The organism is Bacillus sp. N13C7 (assembly GCF_026790065.1).
GTDB lineage: Bacteria > Bacillota > Bacilli > Bacillales > Bacillaceae > Bacillus.
The window spans coordinates 16,275-37,867 of the sequence record NZ_JALAMO010000003.1 but is presented as its reverse complement, the minus strand read 5'-3'; the positions used below and the strand labels follow the sequence as shown (position 1 = coordinate 37,867).

At 42.8% G+C, this 21,593-nt stretch carries 17 protein-coding genes and 1 pseudogene; 9 read left to right on the top strand and 9 right to left on the bottom strand.

What is annotated here, in order from left to right; genetic code table 11:
* Window positions 1-26: 26 nt before the first annotated feature.
* Window positions 27-1,175, bottom strand: coding sequence for a glycerate kinase (locus tag MOB98_RS03040; protein ID WP_268361945.1), 1,149 nt, complete (start codon window positions 1,173-1,175; stop codon window positions 27-29).
* Window positions 1,176-1,371: 196 nt separating this feature from the next.
* Here MOB98_RS03040 and gntR point away from each other — a divergent pair, with 196 nt between their 5' ends.
* The 6 genes from gntR to ahpF all read left to right on the top strand — a co-directional run bounded on the left by gntR (window position 1,372) and on the right by ahpF (window position 8,993).
* Window positions 1,372-2,103 carry a gluconate operon transcriptional repressor GntR gene (gene gntR / locus MOB98_RS03035; RefSeq protein ID WP_268361944.1) on the top strand — a complete coding sequence of 244 codons (732 nt, stop codon included), beginning with the start codon at window positions 1,372-1,374 and terminating at the stop codon, window positions 2,101-2,103.
* A complete protein-coding gene (gene gntK / locus MOB98_RS03030) occupies window positions 2,096-3,637 on the top strand; it encodes a gluconokinase (protein ID WP_268361942.1) in 1,542 nt (513 codons plus the stop codon). The genes gntR and gntK overlap by 8 nt, the downstream gene beginning before the upstream one ends.
* Window positions 3,638-3,665: 28 nt before the next feature.
* Window positions 3,666-5,012: a gluconate permease GntP gene (gene gntP / locus MOB98_RS03025; RefSeq protein ID WP_268361940.1), complete on the top strand. Its 1,347-nt coding sequence runs from the start codon at window positions 3,666-3,668 to the stop codon at window positions 5,010-5,012.
* 22 nt (window positions 5,013-5,034) lie between these two features.
* On the top strand, window positions 5,035-6,441 hold the full coding sequence (gnd, locus tag MOB98_RS03020; RefSeq protein WP_268361938.1) for a decarboxylating NADP(+)-dependent phosphogluconate dehydrogenase: 1,407 nt from the start codon (window positions 5,035-5,037) through the stop codon (window positions 6,439-6,441).
* A gap of 445 nt (window positions 6,442-6,886) precedes the next feature.
* Window positions 6,887-7,450, top strand: coding sequence for an alkyl hydroperoxide reductase subunit C (gene ahpC / locus MOB98_RS03015; protein WP_003243686.1), 564 nt, complete (start codon window positions 6,887-6,889; stop codon window positions 7,448-7,450).
* A gap of 13 nt (window positions 7,451-7,463) precedes the next feature.
* Window positions 7,464-8,993 carry an alkyl hydroperoxide reductase subunit F gene (gene ahpF / locus MOB98_RS03010; RefSeq protein ID WP_268361935.1) on the top strand — a complete coding sequence of 510 codons (1,530 nt, stop codon included), beginning with the start codon at window positions 7,464-7,466 and terminating at the stop codon, window positions 8,991-8,993.
* A 111-nt stretch (window positions 8,994-9,104) separates the two neighbouring features.
* Here the strand turns inward: ahpF and MOB98_RS03005 are convergent, their stop codons facing one another.
* The 3 genes and pseudogenes from MOB98_RS03005 to MOB98_RS02995 all read right to left on the bottom strand — a co-directional run bounded on the left by MOB98_RS03005 (window position 9,105) and on the right by MOB98_RS02995 (window position 14,069).
* Window positions 9,105-10,457 (bottom strand): polysaccharide pyruvyl transferase family protein, encoded by a 1,353-nt coding sequence (locus MOB98_RS03005; RefSeq protein WP_128738517.1) that lies wholly within the window; start codon window positions 10,455-10,457, stop codon window positions 9,105-9,107.
* 291 nt (window positions 10,458-10,748) lie between these two features.
* On the bottom strand, window positions 10,749-12,188 hold the full coding sequence (gene bglA / locus MOB98_RS03000; RefSeq protein ID WP_268361932.1) for a 6-phospho-beta-glucosidase BglA: 1,440 nt from the start codon (window positions 12,186-12,188) through the stop codon (window positions 10,749-10,751).
* 13 nt (window positions 12,189-12,201) lie between these two features.
* Window positions 12,202-14,069, bottom strand: a pseudogene (locus MOB98_RS02995) (beta-glucoside-specific PTS transporter subunit IIABC).
* Window positions 14,070-14,225: 156 nt separating this feature from the next.
* On the opposite strand from MOB98_RS02995, the gene MOB98_RS02990 reads away from it, so the two are divergent.
* Together MOB98_RS02990 and MOB98_RS02985 are read left to right on the top strand one after the other, a co-directional pair.
* Window positions 14,226-14,936, top strand: a complete 711-nt coding sequence (locus MOB98_RS02990) for a GntR family transcriptional regulator (RefSeq protein ID WP_268361930.1) — start codon at window positions 14,226-14,228, stop codon at window positions 14,934-14,936.
* 180 nt (window positions 14,937-15,116) lie between these two features.
* Window positions 15,117-15,278, top strand: a complete 162-nt coding sequence (locus tag MOB98_RS02985) for a hypothetical protein (RefSeq protein WP_268361963.1) — start codon at window positions 15,117-15,119, stop codon at window positions 15,276-15,278.
* A gap of 115 nt (window positions 15,279-15,393) precedes the next feature.
* Here the strand turns inward: MOB98_RS02985 and MOB98_RS02980 are convergent, their stop codons facing one another.
* The 5 genes from MOB98_RS02980 to MOB98_RS02960 form a co-directional block, all read right to left on the bottom strand.
* Window positions 15,394-16,116 carry a peptide ABC transporter permease gene (locus MOB98_RS02980; RefSeq protein WP_268361927.1) on the bottom strand — a complete coding sequence of 241 codons (723 nt, stop codon included), beginning with the start codon at window positions 16,114-16,116 and terminating at the stop codon, window positions 15,394-15,396.
* A gap of 20 nt (window positions 16,117-16,136) precedes the next feature.
* Window positions 16,137-16,766: an ABC transporter ATP-binding protein gene (locus MOB98_RS02975; protein ID WP_044429971.1), complete on the bottom strand. Its 630-nt coding sequence runs from the start codon at window positions 16,764-16,766 to the stop codon at window positions 16,137-16,139.
* A 153-nt stretch (window positions 16,767-16,919) separates the two neighbouring features.
* A complete protein-coding gene (locus tag MOB98_RS02970; RefSeq protein WP_268367219.1) occupies window positions 16,920-17,678 on the bottom strand; it encodes a peptidase in 759 nt (252 codons plus the stop codon).
* A complete protein-coding gene (locus MOB98_RS02965; protein WP_014115818.1) occupies window positions 17,659-18,618 on the bottom strand; it encodes a YydG family radical SAM peptide epimerase in 960 nt (319 codons plus the stop codon). Before MOB98_RS02965 ends, MOB98_RS02970 begins: the two co-directional genes overlap by 20 nt.
* Window positions 18,619-18,675: 57 nt before the next feature.
* Window positions 18,676-18,825: an epipeptide YydF family RiPP gene (locus tag MOB98_RS02960; RefSeq protein WP_014115819.1), complete on the bottom strand. Its 150-nt coding sequence runs from the start codon at window positions 18,823-18,825 to the stop codon at window positions 18,676-18,678.
* 562 nt (window positions 18,826-19,387) lie between these two features.
* On the opposite strand from MOB98_RS02960, the gene fbp reads away from it, so the two are divergent.
* Window positions 19,388-21,313, top strand: a complete 1,926-nt coding sequence (fbp, locus tag MOB98_RS02955; RefSeq protein WP_085185327.1) for a fructose-1,6-bisphosphatase — start codon at window positions 19,388-19,390, stop codon at window positions 21,311-21,313.
* Window positions 21,314-21,593: the final 280 nt, after the last annotated feature.

Sequence of the window (21,593 nt, the reverse complement as noted above, 5' to 3'; positions counted from 1 at the left end):
ACGGCTATGCATTGGCGTGTGCGCGGCTATATCAGAAACATCGTTTTCGCCAATTTGATGGATGCAGCAACGTCCCGAGCCGTTCTTTCCATATATTCCGCAGCATGCTCAAACGCGTCTTCAAGAGGAACAGCTCCAGGAACGATGCTGAAAAGCGCGTCGATTCCGTGTTTGTAGACAACATCACTATCTCGTGACACTGAACCTGCAATTCCAATAACGGGTACATCGTATGATTTAGCTGCTTTGGCTACGCCGATCGGCGTTTTTCCGTAAATCGTCTGGCTGTCAATTCGCCCCTCACCGGTAATCACAAGGTCTGCATCCTGAACTTCATTTTCAAAATCAACCGCTTCAAGGACAATATCAATACCTCTTTTCAGATCAGCATGAAGAAAAGCCATCAGACTCCACCCGAGACCGCCCGCTGCTCCGGCGCCCTCTGTTTCTCTGCAGGCTGTTCCGAGCGATTCTTCTGCCACATCCGCAAAATGGGCCAGGTGCTGATCCAGTGCCCTCACCATGTCGTCTGTCGCGCCTTTTTGCGGCCCGAAAACAGCTGAAGCTCCTCTTGGCCCTGTTAACGGATTGTCCACGTCGCAGGCGACTTCGATTTTTACAGTCCGCAACCTGGAATCAAGCCCGCTTATATCTATTGATGCGAGCTGAGATAACGAGCCGCCCCCGGGCCCGATCTCACGGCCCGAGCCATCAAGAAGCCTTCCGCCTAATGCTTGAATCATCCCGGCTCCCCCGTCATTCGTGGCGCTTCCGCCGATCCCAATGATCAAACGCTCTGCGCCCGCATCAATTGCCGCTGCGATTAATTCTCCTGTTCCCCTTGTTGTAGTGACGAGCGGATTGCGTTTTTCAACAGGCACGAGGTGAAGCCCTGAGGCGGCAGCCATTTCAATCACAGCTGTTGTCCCATCTCCCATCATGCCAAAAAACGCTTTTACAGGATCCCCCAGCGGCCCCGTGACAACCTGCTCTTTGATCCATCCCTTTGTGGCATCCACCAGAGACTGGACGGTGCCCTCACCGCCATCTGCCATCGGAAGCTTTCTGTAATCGGCGCCAGGAAATACCGATTTGAACCCTCTTTCTATCGCGTCAGCGGCCTCCAGAGCTGACAAGCTTTCCTTAAAAGAATCAGGTGCAATGATGATTTTCAACCAAATCGCCTCTTTCAAAACGTGATTCACTTACGCTAGTTATCTCCAATGTACCATATTCCATTTAGAAATAAATACCATGATGACTGGGAAAAATTTTATTAAAAATTAGAAATGAAAGTGTTTGCATAAATGAAATATTCACGTTATCATACTTGTATACAAGTATACTCCTTTAGTGAGGAAGGTGAGTTGTATGCTAGACTCCAAGGACCTGTTGTATCCCGCAAAATGGCTCTCAAAAGCGTCAACCGGGGTTCGTGTCGCATGCGAGCTGAGAATGCGGATCATTTCAGGCATGATTGAAAGCGGTACCATTTTATCAGAAAATATCATTGCTGCTGAGTTTTCAGTAAGCCGTTCGCCGGTTCGCGAAGCGTTAAAAATACTCGCATCCGAAAAAATCATCCGCTTAGAACGAATGGGAGCGGTCGTGATTGGGTTAACTGAAAAGGAAATCGCGGAAATTTATGATGTGCGATTATTATTAGAAACATTTGTCTTTGAACGGCTTGTCAAAATAGACATTGAGCCTTTAGTTAAAGATCTTAGCAAAATCCTTGAAATGATGAAAGTCTCTATCAAATATGAGGACGCAGATGAATTTTCATTTCAAGACGTACTGTTCCATGAAACGATTATCAGAGCTATCGATCATTCATACCTTCAGATGATCTGGAACAATCTAAAACCTGTCATGGAAAGCTTTATTCTGTTGTCCATGCGGGTACGGTTAAAGGAAAAATATGATGACTTCACAAGGATTTTAGATAACCATGAGCTTTATATTCAGGCCATCAAAACAAAGGACAGGGCGCTGATGATTCAGTCTCTTCACCAAAACTTTGATGATGTGCAAGAAAAGGTAGAAGACCTGTGGCTCTCACAACAAATGCTGGCAAAAGGAGCTGAATGCAGCAATGACTAGTTATATTTTAGGAATTGATATCGGCACGACAAGCACAAAAGCTGTGCTGTTCAGTGAAAAAGGAGACGTGGTACAGAAAGAAAGCATCGGCTACCCGCTCTATACACCGGACATCTCAACAGCTGAACAAAATCCGGAAGAGATTTTTCAGGCAGTCATCCAAACAACAGCGAGAATTACAAAACAGCATCCGGACAAACAGATCTCATTCATTTCATTCAGCAGCGCCATGCACAGTGTCATCGCAATCGATGAAGCTGACCGGCCGCTGACGCCATGCATCACATGGGCCGACAACCGGAGCGAAGGCTGGGCGCATAAGATCAAAGAGGAATTGAACGGGCATGAGGTGTACAAACGGACAGGAACACCGATCCATCCGATGGCTCCGCTAAGCAAAATTGCATGGATCACAAATGAACGAAAAGAAATCGCTTCCAAAGCCAAAAAATATATCGGTATCAAGGAGTACATCTTTAAACAGCTGTTCAATGAGTATGTCATCGATTACTCCTTGGCCTCAGCGACAGGCATGATGAACCTGAAAAGCTTGGATTGGGACGAAGAGGCACTGCGCATCGCAGGCATCACGCCTGATCACTTATCAAAACTAGTGCCGACGACTCAAATCTTTCAGCACTGCAGCCCGGAATTAGCGATCCAGATGGGCATCGATCCGGAAACGCCTTTTGTCATCGGCGCCAGCGACGGCGTGCTGTCCAATCTCGGTGTCAACGCCATTAAAAAGGGCGAAATTGCCGTCACCATCGGAACAAGCGGTGCCATCCGGACGATTATTGACAAGCCGCAAACCGATGAAAAAGGGAGAATTTTCTGCTACGCCTTAACGGACAAGCATTGGGTCATTGGCGGGCCGGTGAACAATGGAGGCATCGTCCTTCGCTGGATCAGAGACGAGTTTGCCTCTTCTGAAATCGAGACAGCGACACGATTGGGCATTGACCCATATGACGTGCTGACGAAGATCGCCGAACGTGTCAGACCTGGTTCCGATGGTCTGCTGTTCCACCCATATCTCGCCGGAGAGCGCGCCCCGTTGTGGAATCCGGATGTCCGCGGCTCCTTTTTCGGCCTGACCATGTCGCATAAGAAAGAGCATATGATACGCGCGGCATTAGAGGGCGTCATTTACAACCTGTATACGGTGTTCCTGGCGTTAACCGAATGCATGGACGGCCCTGTAACCCGCATTCAGGCGACAGGAGGCTTTGCAAGGTCGGAGGTTTGGCGCCAAATGATGTCGGATATCTTCGAATCAGAGGTTGTCGTTCCGGAAAGCTACGAAAGCTCATGTCTCGGCGCCTGCATTTTAGGCCTGTATGCAACAGGAAAAATCGATTCTTTCGACGCCGTGTCCGACATGATCGGCAGCACATACAGACATACGCCGATCGAAGACTCAGCCAAAGAATACAGAAAACTAATGCCGATTTTCATCAATCTATCAAGATCATTAGAAAATCAATATACACAAATTGCAGATTATCAGAGGGGCTTAATCACACACAAATAGTACATGACATGAAGGGGAGGGCATTACCATGCCGTTAATCATCGTGGCACTTGGGATCTTAGCATTACTATTTTTGATTATGGGCTTAAAATTAAACACATTTATTTCCCTGCTGGTCATATCGTTCGGCGTGGCATTGGCACTCGGGATGCCGTTCGATAAGGTTGTCAGCTCCATTGAAGAAGGAATAGGGGGAACTCTTGGCCACATCGCACTCATCTTCGGACTCGGTGCGATGCTGGGCAGGCTGATCGCCGATTCAGGAGGCGCACAGCGCATTGCGATGACGCTCGTCAACAAATTCGGCGAGAAAAACATTCAATGGGCCGTTGTCATTGCCTCATTCATTATCGGGATTGCGTTATTTTTTGAAGTAGGATTGGTTCTATTAATTCCAATTGTCTTTGCGATTTCAAGAGAATTGAAGATTTCTATTTTATATCTCGGAATTCCGATGGTCGCAGCGCTGTCTGTCACGCACGGTTTCCTGCCGCCTCACCCGGGGCCTACGGCAATTGCCGGTGAGTACGGCGCCAACATTGGAGAAGTGCTGCTGTACGGCTTTATTGTTGCAGTTCCGACAGTGCTCATCGCAGGGCCTTTATTTACAAAGTTCGCGAAAAAAATCGTTCCCGCATCCTTTGCGAAAAACGGCAATATTGCATCACTCGGCACGCAAAAAACGTTCAAGCTTGAGGAAACACCCGGCTTTGGAATCAGCGTCTTTACGGCAATGCTTCCGATTATCATCATGTCGGTCGCAACCATTATCGACCTGCTTCAAGAAACAATCGGGTTTGCAGATAACGGAGTTTTAGCTTTTATCAGATTGATTGGAAACGCATCGACTGCTATGATTATTTCGTTATTGGTCGCAGTCTATACAATGGGCATCAAACGCAACATTCCAATCAAAACCGTGATGGACTCTTGTTCAACAGCCATTTCACAAATCGGCATGATGCTTCTGATCATCGGGGGTGGCGGCGCCTTCAAACAAGTGCTGATCAATGGCGGTGTCGGTGATTACGTGGCAGACTTATTCAAAGGAACGGCATTATCGCCAATCATCCTGGCATGGCTCATCGCGGCGATCCTGCGCATTTCTCTAGGATCAGCAACTGTTGCCGCACTAAGCACAACAGGTCTGGTCATTCCGTTATTGGGCCATTCTGATGTGAACTTGGCGTTAGTCGTGCTCGCAACAGGCGCCGGAAGTGTCATCGCTTCACACGTCAATGACGCCGGCTTCTGGATGTTCAAGGAATACTTCGGATTAAGCATGAAAGAAACATTTGCCACATGGACCTTGCTGGAAACCATTATTTCCGTTGCTGGACTGGGATTCATTTTATTGTTAAGTTTAGTTGTATGAAATTAAGAAGGAGCTGTAACACATGTTCAATACAATTGGTGTCATAGGCTTAGGCGTAATGGGAAGCAACATCGCCTTAAACATGGCAAACAAAGGTGAAAACGTCGCTGTCTATAATTACACCAGAGATTTAACGGACCAGCTTGTCCAAAAGCTGGATGGACAATCTCTCAGCCCGTACTACGAGCTTCAGGATTTTGTTCAATCGTTAGAGAAACCAAGAAAAATCTTTCTGATGGTCACAGCGGGAAAACCCGTAGATTCCGTCATCCAATCATTAATGCCTTTGCTTGAAGAAGGCGACGTCATCATGGACGGAGGTAACTCCCACTATGAAGACACAGAAAGAAGATATGACGAGCTGAAGGAAAAAGGCATCGGCTATCTGGGAGTCGGCATTTCTGGCGGCGAAGTCGGCGCATTAACAGGGCCTTCCATCATGCCGGGCGGAGATCGCGACGTCTATGAGAAAGCTGCTCCTATCCTGACGAAAATCGCAGCTCAAGTTGGGGATGACCCTTGCTGTGTCTATATCGGGCCAAAAGGGGCAGGGCACTTTACCAAAATGGTGCACAACGGCATTGAGTATGCCGACATGCAGCTGATTGCAGAAGCCTATACGTTTCTGAGAGAAACGCTGCGTCTGCCGCTTGATGAAATTGCATCTATTTTTGAAACATGGAATCAAGGTGAGCTGAAAAGCTATTTAATAGAGATTACAGCTGAGATTTTACGTAAAAAAGACGAAAAAACAGGACAGCCTCTGATCGATGTCATCCTTGATAAAACCGGACAAAAAGGCACCGGAAAATGGACGAGCATGCAGGCGATTGATAACGGCATCCCGTCCACGATCATCACAGAGTCCTTGTTCGCCCGCTACTTGTCATCCTTAAAAGAAGAACGGATGGCAGCTCAAGACGTGTTAGCAGGCCCAGAAGCCGAAGAAAAACACTTTGATAAAGACACCTGGATTGAATACGTCAGACAGGCTCTTTACATGGGGAAAGTATGCGCCTATGCACAAGGCTTTGCCCAATATAAAATGTCATCTGAGCTTTACGGATGGAACCTGCCGCTCAAAGACATCGCGTTGATTTTCCGAGGCGGCTGCATCATCCGCGCTGATTTCCTAAATGTGATCAGCGAAGCATTCAGCGAGCAGCCAAATCTGGCAAACCTGCTGATCGCGCCTTATTTCACAGATAAGCTCCAAGCCTATCAAACAGGCCTGCGAAAAGTGGTTTGCGAGGGCATCAGCACAGGAATCTCATTCCCATGCTTGACCACAGCGCTCTCTTATTACGACGGCTACCGCACAGGCCGTTCCAATGCGAACCTTTTGCAGGCGCAGCGCGATTACTTTGGCGCCCATACGTACGAGCGGACAGATATGGACGGCGTTTTCCATACGAATTGGTCTGAATAATAACCATAAAAAAACACGGTCAGTTTTAACTGAACCGTGTTTTTTTCATCTATTCTAAAACATAAGGAATGTTTTAAATCTCATAAACAGTGATACAATAATAGCTAGAAACAAATCCAAAGAATCTGTCTTAAGTTAACTTCACCCGCCTCTGCCTATGGTGTCATAAAATGTTCAAATGCTTCAACAAGACTGACACTCTGATTCACAAAAGGCTCGAAAAACCTTGTCTAATTGAGAATCAACCCATTTTCATTTTCTCATTTGCTAGAAAAGAAATGCCTAAATCTTTCCTGTCACACCCTAAACAAAACGAAAAAAAGAATGATATTCATGGGGTTATGGCTTGACAAAAAATATATATTAATTAATAATTCATATATAATTAGAATTATTATTGAAAGCGCATATGCTTTCTAATACATTTTTAGGAGGAATATACATTATGTCTTTAATCGGTAAAGAAGTACTTCCATTCGAAGCAAAAGCATTCAAAAACGGTGAATTCATCGATGTAACAAACGAAGATTTGAAAGGCCAATGGAGCGTATTCTGCTTCTACCCAGCAGATTTCTCTTTCGTATGCCCAACTGAGCTTGAAGATCTTCAAGAACAATACGCTGCACTTAAAGAATTAGGCGTTGAAGTATACTCTGTTTCTACAGATACTCACTTCGTACACAAAGGCTGGCATGACAGCTCTGAAAAAATCAGCAAAATCACTTACGCAATGATCGGTGACCCATCTCAAACAATTTCTCGCAACTTCGATGTTCTTGACGAAGAAACTGGTCTTGCTGACCGCGGAACATTCATCATCGATCCAGACGGCGTCATCCAAACTGTTGAAATCAATGCAGGCGGTATCGGCCGTGACGCAAGCAACCTTGTAAACAAAGTAAAAGCAGCTCAATACGTTCGTCAAAACCCAGGTGAAGTTTGCCCAGCGAAATGGGAAGAAGGCGGCGAAACTCTTACACCTAGCCTTGATCTAGTAGGTAAAATCTAAGGAGTGCATTCAATTGGTACTTGATGCAAATATCAAAGCACAATTAAATCAATATATGCAGCTAATTGAGAATGACATTGTTCTCAAAGTTAGCGCAGGCGAAGATGACATTTCAAAGGACATGCTGGCTCTCGTTGATGAGCTGGCTTCCATGTCATCTAAAATTTCAGTTGAAAAAGCTGAATTAAACAGAACGCCAAGCTTCAGTGTCAATCGTGTCGGAGAAGACACTGGCGTTACATTCGCTGGTATCCCTCTGGGCCACGAATTCACATCATTAGTGTTGGCGCTGCTCCAAGTGAGCGGCAGACCGCCTAAGGTGGACCAAAAAGTCATTGATCAGGTGAAGAAGATCAACGGTGAATATCACTTTGAATCTTATATCAGCCTGACATGCCACAACTGTCCTGACGTTGTACAAGCCTTAAACATGATGAGCGTGCTGAACCCGAACATTACGCACACGATGATCGACGGTGCAGCATACAAATCAGAAGTTGAAAGCAAAAACATCATGGCAGTGCCGACCGTTTACCTGAATGGCGAGTCCTTCGGAAGCGGCCGTATGACGCTTGAAGAAATTCTTGCGAAAATGGGCAGCGGCGCAGATGCATCTGAGTTCGCTGACAAAGAGCCGTTTGATGTTCTTGTTGTCGGAGGCGGACCTGCCGGTGCAAGTGCAGCGATCTACACTGCACGTAAAGGCATCCGCACTGGTGTTGTTGCTGAGCGCTTCGGCGGACAGGTTCTTGACACTATGAGCATCGAAAACTTCATCAGCGTCAAAGCGACTGAAGGGCCGAAGCTTGCGGCAAGTCTTGAAGAGCACGTGAAGGAATATGATATTGATGTCATGAACCTTCAGCGTGCGAAACGCCTTGAGAAGAAAGATCTGTTCGAACTTGAACTCGAAAACGGCGCTGTCCTGAAAAGTAAAACAGTGATCCTTTCAACAGGTGCCCGCTGGCGCAATGTCAACGTACCTGGTGAACAAGAGTTCAAAAACAAAGGTGTCGCATACTGCCCGCACTGTGATGGGCCATTGTTTGAAGGCAAAGACGTAGCAGTGATCGGCGGCGGAAACTCTGGTATCGAAGCAGCGATTGACCTTGCAGGTATTGTCAATCATGTTACTGTGCTAGAGTTCGCACCGGAACTGAAAGCAGACGAAGTCCTGCAAAAACGTCTCTACAGCCTGCCTAACGTTACTGTTGTAAAAAACGCACAAACAAAAGAAATCACAGGCGATCAGAGCGTTAACGGCATCACATACGTAGACCGCGAAACAGGCGAAGAAAAACACGTTGAACTTCAAGGTGTATTCGTCCAAATCGGTCTCGTGCCAAACACTGAATGGTTAGAAGGAACGGTTGAACGCAACCGCATGGGCGAAATCATCGTCGACAAACACGGCGCAACAAGCGTGCCAGGCTTATTCGCTGCCGGCGACTGCACAGACAGTGCATACAATCAAATCATTATTTCGATGGGATCAGGTGCAACGGCCGCTCTCGGCGCGTTTGATTACCTTATCCGAAACTAGTATAAGAAAGCCGCAATATTGCCAGATTGGCAGCATTGCGGCTTTCTTTTTTATTCCAAAAATATTGCATGTTTTATACAATTGTAATATAGTTGTAATGTTAGTGAAGGGTCACTTCACACTCAGCATATTTGCTGTTTTTAAAGCGATACGCACTGATTTTCTATTTAACGTGCCCTGATACTTTTTGACCTTGTTTTTCAGATCTTTAATGGTTTTTTCCTTTTTGGCATTTTCTAATGCCATAAGCGCTTCCCAGCGTTTCGCTGTTTCTGTGGAACTGCAGCCGCTAACTGTAGTCACAGGCGGAAGAAGCTTCGTATTAGATAGCTTCTCGTCAAAAGGAACGGTATCAGGAATCGCTTTCTCTTTATAAATATGATCCAATTCATTTTGATTCAGGAAGCTGATGAAATGGTCAAAGTTTTGCGCTTGCCGTTTCTCAGGCTGATGAAAATCAAGTGTTTCAATTAATTCTGACAGTTTTGTCTGATCGGTTATCTCATTTGCCATGACATGCGTTAACTGATGGTACTCTGCTAATTCACGCATTCTGGCATCTTTCGGAAGCAACAGGCTCGGTGTACCGGCAATCGTCGCCGCGATATTTCCATGCAGCCTTGCGCCAAAGCTCAAATCAGCTTGTCTCAGGAAATCCAGCCATGTCGGCACATTTAAAAAGAACCGGACTCTATCATTCTGATAAGCTGGGTCTTCCATGCTGACCGGATAATTATCGGCAGGCTTTGCTATTGCAGGCGCACCCGCATACGTCAGAATCATTTCTTTTCGCCATTGCGGGATAAAGTAATGGTTCGGGAACTCTTTCATGCTTCTCGTGATGAAGTCCAGCACATGCTTAGGAGACAGTCTTGATGAGTTAACCGTCACCATTGATTCTGGTGTGATATTGGTTTCTCTTATCTTCAATTCTCTGCCAAACGCATACATAGAAGGACAGCCAATCACCGTATGGTCAATGCCTTCACGGAATCCTAATCTTGAAAGGTATTTCGCTGTAATTTCACCGCGGACACCGATCATATTTGATCTCTCCAGCACGGCACTCACAAACGCCTTTACATCCTCATCAAAAGGAAAACCTTCATTTAATTTGGGTTCAAACGGAGCCCGCAAACCAACACCAATCACAACAACCGGAATGGTTAGTTTCTTAATTAATTGGGTATATTTCCGTAGTGAAGGCACGAAATCCTCGCGGAAAGCATCTGCCAGCGGAATAATATACATATCATATGTTTTATTAATTTTTTCAGCGTCTGCCGGATGAATCCGATAATAATCAGGAGTAATCGTCGTTTCTTCAGTCATCAGCGTACGAAACACACTGTAGGCATATACTAAGTTTCCTACGTTGCCGCCAATGGAGTTGCGAACAATCATTTCAGCTGCAGGAAATGTATCAAATGGTGATATGCCAGCTCTTATTAAAATGTTTTTCAATGTGATGTTGCCCCTTCCTCGCCAAATTTTTGTCAGGAGATTTGCTTAGGGAAACTCTATCATGTCTTGAAATTTTCTGCCAAACACCAGCTTTCATCCCTTTTTACTCACAAACTCTCTCCCTTTCTTCCGTTCTAATATTAAATTATACAAAAAAGAATCTTACAGGTGAAATTATAACCTAGCAATCAACGCTGGTAATCTATTCCCATTACTGGATATAGGGTCGGATCACACCCAAAAAACCCGAACCAGGCACTCCGGTAAAAGTGCTCGATTCGGGCCAGCTGCTTATAGTTCCTCGCCATTCGTTTGAATGACGTTTTTGTACCATTCAAATGAATCTTTCTTATATCGCTTCATGGATCCGTTTCCTTCATTGCCACGATCAACATAGATCATGCCATAGCGTTTCTTCATTTCGCCTGTAGTGAAGGAGACGATATCAATAATGCCCCACGGCGTGTAGCCGATTAAATCCACACCGTCGTACGTGACCGCTTTTTCCAACGCTTCAATATGTGATCTCAAATATTGAATGCGCTCCGGATCATGAATCTTGCCGTCCTCCTCCAGCGTATCCACCGCGCCAAAGCCGTTTTCCACGATGAATAATGGGATTTGGTACCGGTCATAAAAACGGTTTAACGTATATCTCAGCCCGGTTGGATCAATCGCCCATCCCCAGTCACTGGAGGTGATATACGGATTTTCGACACCATTCGGCAATCCGCCGTTGACGATATCGCCCGTATTATCATGTTCCACATCACTTTTCACGGTTGTTGACATGTAATAACTGAAGCCTAAGTAATCGACGGTACCCTTTCTTAAAATCTCATCATCGCCGTCTTCGAATGTAATGTTGTAGCCTTCTCGTTCAAATTCCTTCAACGCGTAGCTTGGATAGTACCCGCGAACCTGCACATCCGGGAAGAAATAACGCTGTCTCATCTCTTCTTCAGCCAGCATCACATCTTCAGGGTTGGAGGAGAAAGGATAAATCGGCACGTGTGACACCATGGCCCCAATCTGGAAGTCTGGATTGATGTCTTTTCCTTTCGCCACTGCTAAAGCGCTCGCCACCAATTCATGGTGTGCCGTTTGGTACATCACTTCCTTGGCGTTTTCGTTTTCGCCAACCGTAACACCTGAATTCGTCCATAGGAACAGCGGATTGTTCACATCCATTTGGTTGTTGATCTCGTTAAATGTCATCCAGTACTTCACTTTATCTTTGTAACGGGTAAAGCAAGCCTCTGCAAAGTTGACGAAGAAGTCCACGACTTTCCGGTTTCTGAAGCCGCCATATTCTCTTGCCAAATGCAGCGGCATTTCAAAGTGAGAAAGCGTAATGACCGGCTCGATCCCATGCTTCAGCAACTCATCAAACACATCATCATAGAACTGCAAACCCGCTTCGTTCGGTTCAGTCTCATCGCCTTTCGGAAAAATCCGGCTCCAGCCGATGGACGTCCGCAGGCATTTTAATCCCATTTCCGCAAACAAAGCGATATCTTCCTTGTATCGGTGATAGAAATCAATGGCTTCATGGTTCGGATAAAATTCGTTTTCTTCAATCGTATCCGTGATTTTTCTCGGCACACCGTGCGCACCCGCTGTCATTACATCGACGACACTTGGCCCTTTACCGCCTTCATTCCATCCGCCTTCAAATTGGTGGGCAGCTAAAGCGCCGCCCCATAAAAAATCCTTCGGCATGTTTCCCATGTGTTATTCCTCCTCAGCTTACAACTGTAAATAATTTTTGATCCAGCGTACTTTCTTCAAGTTCCTCGATGAGAATTTCCTGATATGCATGTGAATTCGTGATGATGACGGGGGTAATCGTTGTTAACCCTTTCTCTTCAATGAAAGCTTTATCAAACTCAGCAAGCACCTCGCCTTTTTTGACGGTATCGCCCTCTTTGACCTTCAAGGCAAAAGGAGTGCCGGCTAATGTCACCGTATCCAGCCCAATGTGCACAAGCAATTCGACGCCAGACGCTGAACGCAGGCCAATCGCATGCTTTGTAGGCGCGACCATGACAACGGTTCCGTCAAACGGAGCATAGAGCTTATTATCGGAAGGCTCAATCGCCAATCCTTGTCCCATTGCGCCTGAGCTGAATACTTCGTCAGGCACGTTAGAAAGCGGTATCACCTTGCCGTTAAACGGAGCATATACGGTTTCTTCATTCGCCTGTGCCGTCTGAGGCTGTTCCTTTTCCGGCTGTGCAGCTTTATCTTCTCCGTAGCCAAAGATCTGAATCAGCACAACTGGAAGAATGACCGCAATCGCAGCACCGATTAAAATGCCCCAAATGGATGCCGGGAATCGCTCATTGATGCCATTCACGATCGTAAGCGGTCCCGGAAGACCGGCATACGCAAAGTAATACGGATGAAAGAAGCTTGCCACGACTGCGCCAACCGCGCCAGAAATACAGCCAAAGATAAACGGCTTCTTAAATCTCAAGGTTACACCGTAGATCGCCGGCTCTGTAATGCCAAACAGTCCTGTGACCCCAGCCGAAATGCTGACTTTTCTCGTTTCCTTGTTTCGCGCTTTCAGGATGACGCCAAGCACAGCCCCCACCTGCGCAATGACTGCGATCGTTTGATACGCTTGGAACGAATCCCGACCGTATAAATCAAAGTTTGCCAATACCATCGGCGTGATGCCCCAATGTACACCGAAGATGACGATGACCTGCCAGAATGCCCCGATGATTGCTCCTGCCAAAGCCGGCACGTTTTCCGCCAAGAAGTTGTAACCGTTTGCAATTCCGTTTGCGCCTAATGTTGTCACAGGGCCTATGAGGACAATCGTTAACGGCACCATGAAGACCATGCATAGAAACGGAACAAATAACGGTCTGACTACTTCGTTCATTCTCTTATTCAAGAATCGTTCAAGATAAGACAGCATCCACACTAAAAATAATGGCGGCAGCACGGAAGACGTGTATGTCGTTTGCGATAAAGCAATCCCTAAGAAAGTAATGCTTTTCCCATCTGCGATCTGAGCTGCCATCTCCGCCCACGTCGGGCTGACCAATGCAGCACAGCACGCCACGGCGATATACGTGTTGGTTTTAAAATGCTTTGATGCCGTAATCGCGATGAAAATAGGCAAAAACGTAAACGGTGCCCAAGAGATGAAACTGAAAACCTCATAAGTCCCTGTTTTCTCAAAGCTATCAAACAATAAGTTAATGATAATTAATGCCCCTTGCAAAATACCAGCAGCGGCCAGAATGTAGATAAACGGCGCAAACACCGCTGACATCGTCGCGATGATCCGGTTCAGCATCGTCCCTTTATTCTCACTCTGTTCCCCAGACTGGTCAATATGGACCAGCTTAGAAAACCCTCGTACACTTCCCCTACGTGCTGTCCAATGACAACCTGGAATTGACCGCTGTTCTCTACAACTGTAATGACCCCGGGCATCGACTTCACGATATCCTTCGCTTTAGGGTTAGACCGCTTCAGCACCAACCGAAGCCTGGTAGCACAGCGAGAAGCTCCAATTACATTCTCTTCCCCGCCAACGGCCTCCAAAATGTCTTTTGCTAGTCTGCTATCATCTCTCACTTTCCCCGACATTTTCACCCACCCCTTTGTTTTGGTTGCGCTTTCATTATAATTGTACCGGTATAATTTATCAATATCCGAATAAAATATTTTGACATGAACTATCATTGTAAGCGGTTTATGCTATAATTTTGGCAGTGAAACTAAACGAATAAATGAGGAATGCGTATGTTAAAGTACCAGCAAATCGCAGAAGAAATCGAAAAGTATATAGAAGAAAATGAGCTTCAGCAGGGTGACAAACTGCCAGTCTTGGAAACCCTCATGGCCCAGTTTGAAGTCAGCAAAAGCACCATCACAAAGTCCCTGGAGCTATTAGAGCAAAAAGGCGCGATCTTCCAGGTCAGAGGAAGCGGCATTTTCGTCAGAAAACATAAACGAAAAGGCTACATCAGCCTTCTGTCCAATCAGGGATTTAAAAAAGACCTCGAAGATTTCAACGTCACCTCAAAAGTCATCGAACTTGACGTGAGAAAGCCGACACCGGAAGCGGCGGAAAACCTGAACATCGAAATGGACGAGGACATCTACTATGTCAAAAGGGTCCGCTACATCAACGGCCAGACCCTTTGCTACGAAGAATCCTACTACAATAAATCCATCGTGACGTATTTAAACAACGAAATCGTTTCCCACTCCATCTTCCATTACATCCGGGAAGGATTGGGACTGAAGATTGGCTTTTCTGATTTGTTTCTTCACGTGGGTCAGCTTAATGAGGAAGAAGCGGTATATTTGGGGCTAGAGGCTGGACTGCCGAAGCTGTATATAGAAAGTATTTTTCACCTGACAAATGGGCAGCCGTTTGATTACTCGAAGATTTCCTATAATTATCAGCAGTCGCAGTTTGTGGTGCAGGCTAATAGTTTTTTGCTATGACGTACGATTAACCGGAAAGCGAAAGAGACCAAGAACAATTGATTCTTGGTCTTTTGATCAAAGCAGAAGGCCAAGATGCCGGACAAATAAGCTGTACAGTCAGTACACAATCGGTTAGAAAATGTATTAAGTGATGGTCGGAGCCGTTGTATCTTGTTTCAACAAAGGAAGGGAACAGACATATACAAAATCATCATTTCTACAATATTAACCATCCTCGCCCTATGGATACTATTACAGGTTTCACTAGAGACGAGTATTGTTATAAATCCAATGAATTACTTCATCGTTTTCATTATCCTTTTTCTCTTTATCCGAATGTTGAAAGAAAAACAGCGATGAGATTTGGAAAAGTCCAATGCACGAAAGCAAAAAGAGACCTCTCCTTAACAAAATTCATACACGTAGCCTTTATATAGCATAAAAAAAGCTACTTCCCGAGAAGCAGCTTCCTTTACTAAATGCCCATTTTGATCCATCTAGTTTTAGAAAAGCGAAGTATAATTGCATTTATAATCATGATTGAAACTAAATATAAAATAATGTATAAAATATCATTATTCCCAAGTGTCATGTTATCAGATTGTAATACTCTTTCTATTCGAGGATACATAGTATTACCTGCCTCAAATGGAGCAATAAAACCAAACACTTTATTGCTTACAGCTACTAAAATAACAGAAGTCATCCAATAAACGATGCTTACCCCTATGCTAATTAATATATTTGGACATAGCATGCTTATCGTTCCAATGATGAAAATATACTGCAGTATAACTGCAGAAAATAAAAACAGCAGTAATGTAAAATGTGAAAAATCATGGTACATCAACGATACGATTAGCAGACCTAGCGCGATAAACGCAAAAGATTCCAAAAATAAAACAGCTATCTTCTTATAAAAGAAGGTATAGATGTTTTCCCCTATTAATTTGTAAAAAAGAATATTTTTATTTGAATACTCTCTATTAATAAAGAACGCTATAACAAATGAAAATAACATCAAACCAAACTGGGTTGCAACAGTATAGGAGCTAAAGAAAAACATCTCAGGTGTAACATGGCTGACTTTATCGATTCCAACAAGCAAAAAATACCCCAATAAAAATAAAAATGCGAACATTGATCCTAAAATAATGAAAACTTTGTTGCTAATACTTTTTTTAAACTCTAATTTCATCTTAAGCCCCCGCTGTTTTATTACTCATTTATATACACTTCAATTAATTTATCCACTGAATGATATTGTTGGATTTCTTGGTGAGTAAATATAAAATAATCCCCTTCTATCGCCTTTAAATCAGACAAATCATGTGTAATATTAATGATAATCTTCTCTGGGTTCTCCTGAATATACTTGTTTAAGAAGCCATGAATCTCTATAACCGTTTTTTTGTCTAATGAATTCGTTATTTCATCTAGAACAATAATATTTTTATCCTCTAGTAAGAAGCTAAGCAGTTTTAATTTTTGCTTTTGTCCATCACTCAAATTCTTAATAAGCACTTTACCGTCGATATTATCAAGATTAAGTAAATGTGCAATCTTATTTATCTTTTTTGAATCAAACTTTTTACTCAAAAAATTTAATAAAAAGTCCTTAGAAACATCATTAGGTATATTCGACGAGCTAGATATTAAAGATACGTTTTGACGAATATCTCTGCCGATTCGTTTGCTATTATTCAACAAAAAGTCTTTAGCAAGCTGTGATTTACCGACTCCATTTTTTCCGACAACATGGTTGATTTTCCCACTCGAAAAATGTAAGTCAGTGTCCTGAAGTAACGTTTTGCCCTTCACTTTTAAAGTATAATTCGCTATGTTCATATGCATACTCCTAGGAAATATTTACATAAAGAAAGAGCCGCTTCTACTTTGTTAATTGGTTGCTACTGTTTTCACTTTTGAGGTACCTCTTTCGTTTCCGATTCAGCACTGGAAGAAATGTTTTTGCGATGATTAATTTGGAGATCTTTTACTCTAGTTTACAATAAATAATATCCAATGTACAACGGAATTTACCGCAAGGCCAACTCCTATAATTTGAATAGTAAGGACTAACCAATGATTTGTTTTAAAGCGGCTATATTCGTCTAAGCCAAGAAAAGCCAAAAGAATTTTGTATCCATCAGAATTCAATATTGGAACTAAGTTCCACAGTAAAGTAGATGAGAATAGCATAAATGCCACCGTTAAGGGTTCACTGGAAATTGTAAAATGATTTATTAGTTCTAGAATATTAATTATAAAATAATTGATAAACAAGCCGAATAAATGAACGATTATCTTTTCATTTCTGGATAGCATGTAGGTTTCATTCAATTGGACATAAAAAGCAGGGAACACATAAAAATTCAGTTTAAATCCAACTTTGTCAAAGTTTTTTCCGAAAAATTTTAAAGAATAAATATGTCCCAGTTCATGAAGCACTATATTCATTATAAAGTAAATAGCTATAATTATCCACATTTCCCATCCAAATATTACAGTGGTTAACTCTTTTTGCAATTTTATCAAATGAATATAATTCAACATGAACATTGTAGCCGTAAAAGATAAGAACAGGTAAAAAAACTTTGATGACACTTTCTCTTTATAAGTTTTAAAGTATGATAATTGTTCATCTGTAAGAGAATCTAAGTTTTTCTTATAATAATCTCCACTTGTTTTATCTTTTATAAAAACGTTTTTTTGTACAATCACTTCATATTTTTCATCTTCATACTTCAAAATTTTCATAATAATATTTTTCCATGTGAGGATAAAAGTAGTTTATTTTTTCCGCGGAGTTGAATAGAGAACCACAAACACCACAAATCGAAGAAAATTCATAAGGGATATCAAATTCCTCTATTTTATTGTTTTCTTTTAAAATATCCAAGAACCATTTGAATCCTTCTTTCCTAAGAATAAATAATAGCAAATTTGAATTTAACTTTTCCACTGTTCTTTCAAAATTCTGATTATACTCTTCTCTTAAGGTTATTTTTGTTTCAAAAATAGCGGGTGAACAACACGGATAAATCTCTCCGTCATGATGATATACAATCTCATATCCGGGACAATATAAGGAATCCTCATCATCAAGATTATAAAACTTATGTATATTTTCTTGTCTAATCCTAGTTCTGGCAGCACCAACTGATATCATTGGAAATTTTGTAATCTTTACACCTAAGATTGAATCACCCAACTCCTCCAAAATGTGGTTTGACATCTTGTCTTTAGTAACTGCCATATTAAGAGAAATGTCGATATCAGGGTATTTCCTGCTATGTTCTAATATGTTTTTAATACTGGACGATTTAACAAATGGAGCATGGTACTCATCATAACTTATAGTTAAGGCTACGACATTTAACGAATTCATATCATAAAAGTATTCTTGAACCCGTTTCCTGCTGACACCCCAAAACCCATTAGAAATCAACGTTATTTGTTTTTCATATGGTTTAATGATTTCCATTAGTTCTTTTAAAAATATATAATCTAAAAAAATTTCCCCGCCTGTAAATGAAATCACTTGAATGGTTTTATTTTTTGCAAATTCAGTAACTAAGTCTCTTATATAATCCTTTTCCATCTTAATTGTAGAAGTTGGCGAACTAGAAAAACAACAATGATCACAAGACGCATTACACTTAGAATCTAAATTGATTGATACTGTTTTGTCATACATGATTAACCCCCCCGAAAAATGGTAAAGGAGAGTTAAACTCTCCTTTATACCCCCTAATTAATGACCACTTCCAAGAATCCAGCGATTTTCTTTTGATTTCACAAAGTACCAAAGGTCATTCACTTTTGCTAACTTCTGTGATTCGTCTAATAGACCCTTAAACTCTAAGTTTTTTACAGGCTCATTGTTTGTGTTTTCCTTTTTCATAATATCCCCTCCTTCTCTACTAATATAATCCAATTATTCCATATAGTCCAATATGAGTCAACACATTAGACTAAAAAATCAGAATATTTTTTCTGGTTCTAGGATATATCACTCATTCGCGAATTGATATAGATCCACTGAAACCTATATCATATAGATTAAAAGTCATGTCTCACTTCCGAATCAAAACATCATTAATAGACTACAACAGGTATACAGGTCTTCAAGTAGATAGAAACAAAGACAACAATTACTCCCACTCTTAGATAATCAAGCAGTGATTAGGGTAAACAAATGATTGTTATCACTATATTAATAATGCAAATTTGATAACAAGTGTAAGGAGCTTTTTTTGAGCTCTCTTGCTTTCTCTCCTGTTTTCCACTTTTCTTAACGCTCATCTCTGCTCCTCTTTCACTCATTTCAATTGTCTATAAAAGCAGTTATGCGGTACTATCATATAAAGGTCCAATGTTTAAAAATAATGTCATACTTTTAAATTCACCTTATCATGCACATGCTCATAAATAGGGCTTTTATTCTAAAAAGGGGATGGACGATTTTGGAAAGCAAGTACCTAGATCTACTCGCGCAAAAATACGATTGTGAAGAAAAAGTGGTAACAGAAATCATTAATTTGAAAGCGATACTGAACCTGCCAAAGGGCACCGAGCATTTTGTCAGTGATTTGCACGGGGAGTATCAGGCATTCCAACACGTGCTGCGTAATGGTTCAGGACGAGTCAAAGAGAAGATACGCGACATCTTCAGCGGTGTCATTTACGATAGAGAAATTGATGAATTAGCAGCATTGGTCTATTATCCAGAAGACAAACTGAAGTTGATCAAACATGACTTTGATGCGAAACCGGCATTAAACGAGTGGTATAAAGAAACGATTAACCGAATGATTAAGCTCGTTTCTTATTGCTCCTCCAAGTATACCCGCTCCAAATTGCGCAAAGCACTGCCTGCCCAATTTGCTTATATTACGGAGGAGCTGCTATACAAAACAGAACAAGCAGGCAACAAGGAGCAATATTACTCCGAAATCATTGATCAGATCATTGAGCTTGGCCAAGCCGATAAGCTGATCACCGGCCTTGCTTACAGCGTTCAGCGGCTGGTGGTCGACCATCTGCATGTGGTCGGCGATATTTACGACCGCGGCCCGCAGCCGGATAGAATTATGGAAGAACTGATCAACTATCATTCTGTCGATATTCAGTGGGGAAATCACGATGTCCTTTGGATCGGCGCCTATTCCGGTTCCAAAGTGTGCCTGGCCAATATTATCCGTATCTGTGCCCGCTACGACAACTTGGATATTATTGAAGACGTGTACGGCATCAACCTGAGACCGCTGCTGAACCTGGCCGAAAAATATTACGATGATAATCCAGCGTTCCGTCCAAAAGCAGACGACAACAGGCCAGAGGATGAGATTAAGCAAATCACAAAAATCCATCAAGCGATTGCCATGATCCAATTCAAGCTTGAGAGCCCGATTATCAAGAGACGGCCGAACTTTAATATGGAAGAGCGGCTGTTATTAGAGAAAATAGATTATGACAAAAACGAAATCACGCTGAACGGAAAAACATATCAGCTGGAAAACACCTGCTTTGCGACAATTAATCCTGAGCAGCCAGACCAGCTATTAGAAGAAGAAGCAGAGGTCATAGACAAGCTGCTATTCTCTGTCCAGCATTCCGAAAAGCTGGGCCGCCATATGAATTTTATGATGAAAAAAGGCAGCCTTTATTTAAAATATAACGGCAACCTGTTGATTCACGGCTGTATTCCTGTCGATGAAAACGGCAATATGGAAACGATGATGATTGAGGATAAACCGTATGCGGGCCGTGAGCTGCTCGATGTATTTGAACGGTTCTTGCGAGAAGCGTTTGCTCACCCGGAAGAAACCGATGACCTGGCGACAGATATGGCCTGGTATTTATGGACAGGCGAATACTCCTCCCTCTTCGGAAAACGCGCCATGACAACATTTGAGCGCTATTTCATTAAAGAGAAGGAAACGCATAAAGAAAAGAAAAACCCGTATTATTATTTACGCGAGGACGAGGCAACCTGCCGAAACATCCTGGCAGAATTCGGACTCAATCCAGATCACGGCCATATCATCAACGGCCATACACCTGTAAAAGAAATCGAAGGCGAAGACCCAATCAAAGCAAACGGAAAAATGATCGTCATCGACGGCGGCTTCTCCAAAGCCTACCAATCCACAACAGGCATCGCCGGCTACACGCTGCTATACAACTCCTACGGCATGCAGCTCGTCGCCCATAAACACTTCAACTCCAAGGCAGAAGTCCTAAGCACCGGAACCGACGTCTTAACGGTGAAGCGATTAGTGGACAAAGAGCTTGAGCGGAAGAAAGTAAAGGAAACGAATGTCGGTGAGGAACTGTTGCAGGAAGTTGCGATTTTGGAGAGTTTGCGGGAGTATCGGTATATGAAGTGAGGGTATGGGGTTCAGGGATTCTAGTCTCTGGACTCTGTTTCTTGTGGTTTTTCAATTTCTCATTTAACACAGCAAAATTGCTAACAAGTCTCGTTATCTGCTCGCTCACAAGTACGTAAATAATCTCAATTAAAAAAAGGTACGTGAACTTTTCACATACCTCTTTCTTTTAAATGAATTACCTTTTAAAAAATCACTCATAATAAAGATTAACATAAAGCAATTATCAAAATTACAAAGTTGCTATAATATATACATGCTTACTTTTGGAGATATATTT